The sequence below is a fragment of the Devosia sp. ZW T5_3 genome (assembly GCF_044987315.1).
In the GTDB taxonomy this organism is placed as follows: Bacteria; Pseudomonadota; Alphaproteobacteria; order Rhizobiales; family Devosiaceae; genus Devosia.
In genome coordinates, this window is sequence record NZ_JBJDRE010000024.1 from 34,316 (window position 1) to 43,636 (window position 9,321).

A 9,321-nucleotide genomic window follows, 5' to 3' on the forward strand; every position below is an offset into this window, starting at 1 on the left:
TGTCGCAGAAAGTAATGAATGTTGCCGATGGGCAACACGCTTGGAGCGCGCTACTTCACCGGGCGCGGGAGAGCCGCCCGGGCGGCTTCGACCTCAGGCCGGCAGAAGCAGGTTTCGATATGATCGTTGACCATGCCCATGGACTGCATGAAGGCGTAGCAGGTGGTGGGGCCGACGAAATTGAAGCCGCGCTTGCGCAAATCCTTGGAGAGGGCCCGGGAGGCGTCGGTTTGCGCAACGGCGCTGAGGGCGGACCAGGAATAGTCATCGGCGCGGTGGCCGGGCTGGGGCTCGAATTGCCAGATATAGGCGGCGAGCGAGCCGAATTCCTGCTGGATCTCGAGGGTTCGCTTGGCATTGTTGATGGCCGCCGTGATCTTGCCGCGGTGGCGGATAATGCCGGCATCGAGCAGGAGGCGTTCGATATCGGCTTCGGTCATGGCGGCGACCTTGGCGATATCGAAGCCATGAAAGACCTCGCGGAAGCGGTCGCGCTTGCGCAGGATGGTGATCCAGGAGAGGCCCGACTGGAAGCCTTCGAGACAGATCTTTTCGAAGAGCCGTGTGTCCGACGTGACCGGGCGACCCCATTCATTGTCGTGATAATGGCGATAGAGCGGGTCATCGCCCGGCCATGGGCAGCGCGGCAGACCATCCTGGGGCGAGATTTCGGTGGGCATGGCGGGCTCCGCTGATCGTGGCGCGATTGGCGCATAGGGGTAGCGGGGCGGGACGATTCTGGGAATTGCGCCGGTGAAATTTCGGCCGCCGAGTAGTTTTGGAGTATTGCGTGGGCGTGTGATTGACGCGGTTGTGAACGGTGCTTGCGGCCGGGTAAAACTTTATTGGCCGGTGGTGGTCTTTTAATAAGGAATATCACCGATATTCCGGCCTGCTCCGCTGCGGGGCGACAGATCCCACGGGTGCTTGCGTCATGCGTCCTTTCCTTCGGCTTGTCGCGCGATTCGGCCGCGACGAGAGCGGTGTATTTGCAATAATGTTCGGCCTGATGGCCGTGGTGCTGATCGCCATGGGCGGCGCCGTGGTCGACTATGTGCGGCTGGAGCAGACGCGGAACCGGGCACAGATCGCGCTGGATGCGGCGGCGCTGGCGCTTGAGAAGGATGCGTTCAGAACTGGTGTTACCAACAGCTGGCTGATCGAGAAAGCCCAGGCACTATTGGTCGACCGCATATCCGATCCCGATGTGACTGCCGAAGTGACACTTGCGCGAACAGACGCGGCCTTGGGTTCGCTCTACTTCGAAGCAACAATGAGCATGCCCACCCTGTTTGTTGGATTGGTGGGGGTGCATGATCTGGGCGCAGGCATTGTCTCAGAAGTGACGCGCGGCTCAATGGACATTGAAGTAGCGGTCGCGGTTGATCTGACAGGCTCGATGAACGACCCCATCGCAACCTCCGACGAGGGTACGGCACAACAGAGTAAAGTCGCAGCCCTCAAAACCGCGCTGGGACAATTGATCAATATCGTCGTGCAGGACGAGCAGACCCCGACCTATTCGAAAATGGCGCTCGTGCCCTATTCAATGGCGGTCAATGTGGGGAGCACCTATGCCGCAAGCATTCGCGGTGCAAGCAAGGCGCCCACGGCTATAACCGCGATCGGCTGGGCCAGCGGCGCTGGCAAGGTCGTTACCGGAGCGACAAAGAAAAATCCGGTCGTCATTACGTCGGTCAATCACGGATTCGTCACGGGTGATACCGTCTATATCAACAATGTAAGCGGCATGACGCAGCTCAACAACAAGATATTTACCGTCACAAAAGTGGACGCCGACTCCTATGAGTTGAAAGGCATAAACGGCGGCAATTATGGCAGTTACGTCAAATCGACGGGGACGGCGACCAAGTGCCTAGTCGCAACCTGCGAACTGGTCGTGACGTCGTCGGCGCATGGCCTAGCGAGCAATAGCCAAGCTTATATTTATGGCATCAACGGCATGCCCAGTCTCAACAACAACAGCGCCACGTCAGGGAACAACCTAGCTTGGACAATCGGCGCAGCAACAACCAATACCTTTGTGCTGCCGAACACGGCAAAAACGAACGGCATCAACTATGGCACCTATAGCTCTGGTGGCTCGGTTTCCTGCGTTCTTTCCGGTTGCGATTACTATCTGTTCTCTAACCCATATGGAAAGCAGCGCCGTTTTCCGATCAGTACCTGCATCACCGAACGCACGACAAATGCGTATACCGATGCTTCGCCGTCCACGGCACTACTTGGCCGGAACTATCCTGGCTCCGGCAATCCATGCCTCAGCAATACGGTTCTGCCACTGACATCGAACAAGACCATCTTGCATGATGTAGCACAGAAACTGACGGCTGGCGGCTCGACCGCCGGGCATACGGGGGCAGCTTGGGCTTGGTATATGGTGTCCCCCAATTTCAACGGTCCCTGGCCTCAGGACAGCCAGCCTGCAGGTCCAGGAAAGGTCAATATCATCAAAGCCGTAGTGCTGATGACGGATGGGGAGTTCAACAGTTCTTATTGCAACGGTGTCATCAGTCAGAGTTCGACCTCTGGCAGCGGCGACACCAACGATCAGATCAACTGCGACGCACCCAACGGGAGTTCCTATTCGCAGACCCAGTCGCAGTGCAATGCCATGAAACGGGCGGGCATTATTGTCTACACCGTCGGGTTTGCGATTGTGAACTCGCAGAGCGCCATAAACCTGATGGCCAATTGCGCCACCGACGCGTCGCATGCCTACCAGGCCAATAGTGGCCAGGAGCTATCCGACGTGTTCAGCGAAATCGGCCGCAAACTCGCAGCGTTGCGCGTGACGCGTTAATGCCGAATCTATCTGGAAAATGGTACCACCTCTCGGGATCGAACCGAGGACCTCTAGATCCACAATCTAGCGCTCTAACCAACTGAGCTAAGGCGGCAGGGGCCTGTCGAGGGAGACCGTCAAGGTCGTCCCGAAAGCGGGCGGAACATAGGTCGAGAATTTCTCGATGACAAGCACCCATTTTGCCTCATTCCACCGCTCAGCGCTGTGCCTTTCCACAACAAGTGCATGACGGGCACGCAAACGTGACCATTCGTAAGGTTTTTGCACTTAACCATGACGATCAAAGCGCGCGGAAGCGTGTGCCGGCCGCTCTGGACCATGCGACACGCGCACTATATTGAAGAAACCGTAAGGACGTTGGGCACATTTGTGCCGATCTGGCACAGCGCGGCGGAGCCCGCCCTTCTCGACGGAATTTGGCTGTATATGGATGCCGACTGGATCACATCGCCGAGCGCCCGTCGCGTGCTGCAGCATGCCGATGATGCTCGCCCGGCCTGGCTGTGGTCACGCGAAGGCGACCAGTTGATCTGGCAGAATGCCGCCGCCGGGCTGTTCCTGGCCAAAATCAAGAAACATGGGCTGAAACGCGCCCCGCTCGCTACCCCGATCAAGGGGCAGGTGGCGCGCAACATCAGGCTCGGCTCGACCGGGCGGACCAGTTTGGCACGCATTCAGTTTCTGGCGGGCGACAAGCCGGCCTCGAGCACCTGTGCGGCGACGCCGCTGATCTGGCAGGACGGGCAGCCGGTATTGCTGATCGTGGGGGTCGACCCGATCGCGGACGAGATTCTGGCGGCCGGTGCGGCAGAGGATGATGCCGCGGAAGCCGAGGCCGTGCTGCCGGATGATTCTGGCGTGGAAGCCGTTACAGTGGATGGCGAGCCTGCCGCCGAAACGACCGGCATGACTGACGAACCGGCGACGAGCGAGAGCGACGCGGACCTGCCACCCGGATCTACTGTGGAGGCTCAGAGCAGCGACGCGCCAGCTGACGAGATCGTCGCAAACGATGCGGTTGGCGATCTCATCGTGGCGGATGAGCATGCCTATGAGCGGGAATTGGCCAATTGGCATGCGGCGGAGCCGGATGCTGCGCCGGCCGACGAGGCGGTAAGCGAAAAGCCTGGGGAGCCCGCGGCGTTTGAAGATGGGCCGGGCGCTGAATGGCATGAGAACGAGGATGACGTGGCGGCCGAATCGGTCAGCCGGCTTGCGGCGCTGGTCGACCGGCTGGCGGCGGATGAGGCGCTGTTTACCCCGCTGACGGCGGACGATGACGTGATGTATGCGGCCAAGGAGCCGGAGACACCCGTACCGGGGCAGCTTTATCGCGTGACGGGGCGCGGATTTGTCGCCGATGCGAGCGAGGATGAGGCGGAAGCGCCGGTGCCGGAGCTGGCCGGGACCGATCCGGAGAGCGTGGCGGCTGCGGTGGCCGAGATTGCGCCGGCTTTGCCGGAGGATCCTGAAGCCGTCGAGCGGGCGTCGCGGTATAATTTCGATGAATTGTCGCGCATTTTGAATGATCGGGTGGGTGCGGGCGAGCCTAGCCAGCCGGGGACGCCGACTGTGACGGCCCCGCCGGCATCGACGCCACAGCCGCAGCGGGCAGCGGGGGCGCTGATCAATCTGGGCGGAGAAACGCTGGTGCTGAACCGGCTGCCGCTGGGCATTCTGGTGTTCCGCGACCAGCAGGTGCTGTTTGCCAATCGGGCCATTACCGAAATGGTGGGCTATGATTCGGTGGAGCAGTTGCGCAATGCGGGGCTGGCCTCGGTGTTCCCGTCGGCCGGGCCGGATGAGCAGGAAGCGGGGCCGGTCAACCATTTGATGCAGCGGGACGGCACGCTGGTGCCGGTTACGGCGCGGCTGCAATCGATCTCCTGGCAGGGGCGCCCTGCCCTGATGCTATCGGCCAGCGCCACCGAAGTGCGCACCGGGCATGAGGCGGCGGTGCGGGCCTTTGCCGAATCATTTGCCGAATTGCGCGGCGATGGGTTTTTCGACGCCAATAGAGCCGGGGTGATCAATCTGGCCAGCCCGCGCGCCGTGACGCTATTGGCAGAGCCGGGCGCGGGTCTGGCCGGACGGCCGTTGAGCGGGCTGGTGGCGGAAGATGCATTGCCGGCCTTGCGTGAATTTCTGGAGCGGCCGGCCCGCTTTGCCGAGACGGCGCGGCCTTGCATCGTGCTGGCCAGCGATGGCGGCAAGGCGGAGATGACGATTTTCGCGCAGGGCCAGGCGGGGATCATCACCGGCTATTTTGGCTTCGTTAAAGAGCGCGGCACGGCCCCGGCCCGGCTGCAGAGTTCGGGCGAGCCAGATCCGGCGCTGCTGGCGCGGATCAGCCGCGGGGTGCGGCGTCCGCTTAACACCATCGTCGGATTCTCCGAGCTGATCCGCTCGGAGGCCTCCGGAATGGGCAATGAGCGCGGTGCAGAATATGCGCAAGACATTGCGGCGGCGGGGCAGGAAATTGCCGCGCTGGTCGATGAACTGGATGATTATGCGCGGCTGCGCGATGGGCGTTATATGCCGCAGCGGGCCAGTATCGAGCTGACGAGCCTGCTGGAAAGCTGCGTGATGCGCATTCGCCAGCAGGCGAGCAGTGCTCGCGTCATCGTGCGCAATGCGATTTCGGAGACCCTGCCAAGGGTGACGGCGGATCGCGCGTCACTGGCGCAGGCGGTGCTGAACCTGTTGGCCTCGGCCATCGATCAGACGCCCACGGGTGGCGCGGTGGTAATCTCGGCGCAGCGCGAGGATGATGGCGGCATTGCCATTCATGTGCGCGATAGCTCGACCGCCCCGGTGGATATGGCCGAACGGTTCGTCGTGTTCCGCGACGGGGTGAGCCGGGAGGGCCGCGCGCTGGCCCCCGTGCGCTCGAGCGTTGGGCTGGCGCTGACGCGCTCGCTGCTGGCGGTCAATGGATTTGCGCTGTCGGTGGACCCGGCGGGGGCGACCGGCATGCTGTTTACGCTGATGATCCCAGCGGACCTGGTGGATCGCCCTGCCCTGCAATCGGATCAGCCGAGCAGTTAAGCGCCTGATCGCGCAAGGCATTTACCGGCCAGATTTGAACCATTCCAATCGGTAAACTCTTGGTTTTATTGAGTTTATTGACAGGCGCGAGCTTGCGGCGCAAAACCGCTGTCCGATGCCGATGGAGAGCCCAATGATCAGGACCGTACTTGTTGCTTCGCTGTTGATGCTGAGCGCGCCGGCCTGGGCGCAATCGGGGGAGGTCAATGTCTATACCTATCGCGAGCCCGGCCTGATCCAGCCGCTGCTGGACCGGTTTACCGCGGAAACCGGGATCAAGACCAATGTGCTTTATGCGGCCGATGGGCTGATCGAGCGGGTGGCGGCGGAGGGGGAACTCTCGCCGGCCGATGTGATCGTCACGGTCGATATCGGCAATCTGGCCAATGCCAAGGACCTGGGCGTGTCGCAGACGATTTCGACGGCGGCTTTGGCGCGGGTGCCGGACCAATATCATGACCCCGATGGGCAATGGGTGGCTTTGTCGCTGCGGGCGCGGGTGTTTTATGCCTCGATCGACCGGGTGACCCAGACGGCGCTGACCTATGAGGACATTGCCAAGCCGGAATGGAAGGGGCGGCTCTGCACCCGCTCGGGCCAGCATGTCTACAATATCGGGCTGATCGCGACGCGCATTGCCCATTGGGGCGTGGACCGCACGCGGACCTGGCTGGGTGCGGTGCGGGATAATCTATCGCGGCCACCGACCGGGGCAGATCGCGACCAGGTCAAAGCGATCTTTGACGGCACCTGTGATCTGGCGATCGGCAATACCTATTATATGGGGCTGATGCTGACCAATGAGGCCGAGCCCGAGCAGAAGGATTGGGCGGCTTCCGCGCGGATCATCTATCCCGATGCGGATGGGGAGGGCACGCAGGTCAATGTGTCGGGGGCGATCCTGGCCAAATATGCGCCCAACAAGGACAATGCGGACCGACTGGTGGAATTCCTGCTGTCGGATGAAGCGCAGCATCTTTATGCCAGCGGCAATTATGAATTTCCGGTGGTGCCGGGGGTGGAGCCGTCGGAGCTGGTGGCAAGCTGGGGGACACTCAAGGCGGACCAGACGCCGCTGATCGAGATTGCCAGCCATCGCAAGGAAGCGGCGGCGCTGGTGGATGAGCTGAAGTTTGATGAGGGGCCGCAGCAGTAGGCTTGGTGGGGCGGTGTTCTTTGGGACCCGCATCCACCCACGATGTCATTCCGGCCTCCGCCGGGATGACGCCGCGCTTTTGAACGCGTTCTGAGTAACCCTCCTCCCAAAGGGGAACGGCAGCCACGGCGCAAATGTCGCATGGCAATAATATGATTTCCTAACTCAGCTAACGGATTGTTTTCGCACCGAATTTGGGACCTATATTTGAATGGTTCCAAGGTGCAAGCCATTGTTATTGCTATATTTTATTGACATGGCATGGATCAGCCAACACAAGGGCGTCCATTCGCGGGCTTTTAGCGGCCCGCCTTGGGAGAGAACCATGACAAAGACGACACGCCTTGCCTTTGCCCTGCTGAGTTCAACTGTTCTGTTGGGCCTCAGCACCCCCAGCTTTGCCCAGAGCGGCGAAGTCAATATTTACAGCTATCGCGAGCAGGGCCTGCTGCAGCCGCTGCTGGACAAGTTCACCGCCGAGACCGGTATCGAAGCCAAGGTGCTTTATGCTGGCGATGGCCTGCTGGAACGCGTAGCGGCCGAGGGCGAGCTGTCGCCGGCCGACGTGGTGCTGACCGTCGATATCGGTAATCTCGTGGGTGCCGAGGAGCAGGGCCTGACCCAGCCGATCACCACCGCAGCGCTGACCGAGCGCGTACCAGAAGCGTTCCGCGATGACGATGCCAATTGGACCGCGCTGTCGCTCCGCGCCCGGGTGTTCTACGTGTCCAAGGACCGCGTCGAGGATACGGCGCTGACCTATGAGGACATTACGGGCCCAGAATGGAAGGGGCGTCTGTGCACCCGTCCGGGCGACCATGCCTATAATATCGGGCTGATCGCGCAGCGCATTGCCGCGCATGGCCTCGACAATACGCGCGAATGGCTGACCAAGGTGCGTGATAACCTCGCCTATGCGCCCAATGGCGGCGACCGCGAAGGCGTCAAGAATATCCTGGCCGGAACGTGCGATCTGTCCATCACCAATACCTATTATATGGGCGTGATGCTGAATAACGAGGCCGAGCCGGAGCAGAAGGACTGGGCCAATTCGGCGCGGATCATCTATCCCGATGCCGAGGGCGAAGGCACCCAGGTCAATGTGGCCGGCGGGTTCATTGCCAAGCATGCGCCCAATGCCGAAAATGCCAATGCGCTGATCGAATTCCTGTTGTCAGACGAAGCCCAGCAGATCTATGCCGACACCAATTACGAATTCCCGGTAGTGGCTTCGGTGGCGCCGTCTGAGCTGACCCTGTCCTGGGGTGCGCTCAAGCCGGTGGCAACCCCGCTGGTCGAGGTCGCTGCCAATCGTGCAGCGGCGGCGGCTCTTGTCGATGAGCTCAAGTTCAACGAAGGTGCGCAGAACTAGGCGCTGCCCAGCTACGATGCCGCTGCAGCCTTTCAGCATGGATTCCGGCCTGCGCCGGAATGAGACGGTGGTTGTTTGACGGCTCTAAAGCGCGTGACCAAGAATCAGACCGGCGGGGCGAAAGCCTTGCCGGTCGTTGCGCTTGTGCTGGCGGTGGCGGCGGGGCTGCCGATCCTGTGGCTGGGCTGGGCGGCGGTGTCGAGCGGCAGCAATGGGCTGACCGCGACCATGTTGCCGACGGCCCTGCGGGAAACCGGCGTTCTGATGGGGTCGGTGGGGATATTGACCGGCGTTGCGGGCCTCGTCGCGGCGTGGCTGGTGACCCATTACGATTTCCCCCTGCGCCGGGTGTTTGACTGGATGCTGGTATTGCCGCTCGCGGTGCCGACTTATCTCGCGGCTTATGGCTATGTGGAATTTCTGGGCTTTACCGGGCCGTTGCAGACGGCCTTACGCGGGGTGACCGGGGCGCGGACGCTGCAGGATTATTGGTTTCCCGATATTCGCAGCCATTGGGGCGCGGCGATTGTGCTGTCCTCGGTGCTGTACCCCTATGTCTATGTCGCGTGCCGCGGCTTTTTCCTGATGCAATCGGCATCGCTCAATATCGCGGCGCGCACTTTGGGCGCGGGCGGGATGCGGACGTTTTTTGCGATCATCTTGCCGACCTCGCGGCCGGCGCTCGTCGTGGGCGTGACGCTGGCGATGATGGAAGTGGTCAACGATCTGGGGGCGGTGCAATATTTCGGCATCAATGCCATTACCGCCATTATCTATTCGACCTGGATCAACCGCTCGGACTTTGGCGGGGCGGCGCAATTGGCGGTGACGGTGGTTTTGGTCATTGGCCTCTTGATCGCGGCCGAACAGCGGGCGCGGCACAATCGGGTGTATCTCGCCAATCGCGATAGCCGGGTG

At 61.5% G+C, this 9,321-nt stretch carries 6 protein-coding genes and 1 tRNA gene; 5 read left to right on the forward strand and 2 right to left on the reverse strand.

The window, feature by feature from the left end; translation table 11 throughout:
* Positions 1-50: 50 nt before the first annotated feature.
* Positions 51-680 (reverse strand): DNA-3-methyladenine glycosylase I, encoded by a 630-nt coding sequence (locus tag ACI3KW_RS21840; RefSeq protein WP_404849842.1) that lies wholly within the window; start codon positions 678-680, stop codon positions 51-53.
* A gap of 254 nt (positions 681-934) precedes the next feature.
* On the opposite strand from ACI3KW_RS21840, the gene ACI3KW_RS21845 reads away from it, so the two are divergent.
* A complete protein-coding gene (locus ACI3KW_RS21845) occupies positions 935-2,824 on the forward strand; it encodes a ubiquitin-activating E1 FCCH domain-containing protein (RefSeq protein WP_404849843.1) in 1,890 nt (629 codons plus the stop codon).
* A gap of 20 nt (positions 2,825-2,844) precedes the next feature.
* On the opposite strand, the gene ACI3KW_RS21850 is transcribed toward ACI3KW_RS21845, so the two are convergent.
* A tRNA-His gene (locus ACI3KW_RS21850) sits at positions 2,845-2,921 on the reverse strand.
* 332 nt (positions 2,922-3,253) lie between these two features.
* Here ACI3KW_RS21850 and ACI3KW_RS21855 point away from each other — a divergent pair.
* From ACI3KW_RS21855 to ACI3KW_RS21870, 4 genes are all read left to right on the forward strand, one after another.
* The gene (locus tag ACI3KW_RS21855; protein ID WP_404849844.1) at positions 3,254-5,875 is read left to right on the forward strand and encodes a histidine kinase dimerization/phospho-acceptor domain-containing protein; all 2,622 of its coding nucleotides are present in this window, start codon (positions 3,254-3,256) and stop codon (positions 5,873-5,875) included.
* Positions 5,876-5,990: 115 nt separating this feature from the next.
* Positions 5,991-7,031: an extracellular solute-binding protein gene (locus ACI3KW_RS21860; RefSeq protein ID WP_390888802.1), complete on the forward strand. Its 1,041-nt coding sequence runs from the start codon at positions 5,991-5,993 to the stop codon at positions 7,029-7,031.
* A gap of 325 nt (positions 7,032-7,356) precedes the next feature.
* Complete coding sequence (locus tag ACI3KW_RS21865) at positions 7,357-8,403, forward strand: extracellular solute-binding protein (RefSeq protein ID WP_262169627.1); 1,047 nt, start codon at positions 7,357-7,359, stop codon at positions 8,401-8,403.
* A 93-nt stretch (positions 8,404-8,496) separates the two neighbouring features.
* Positions 8,497-9,321: ABC transporter permease (locus ACI3KW_RS21870; RefSeq protein ID WP_404849845.1), on the forward strand; the 825-nt coding region annotated here is incomplete at its 3' end.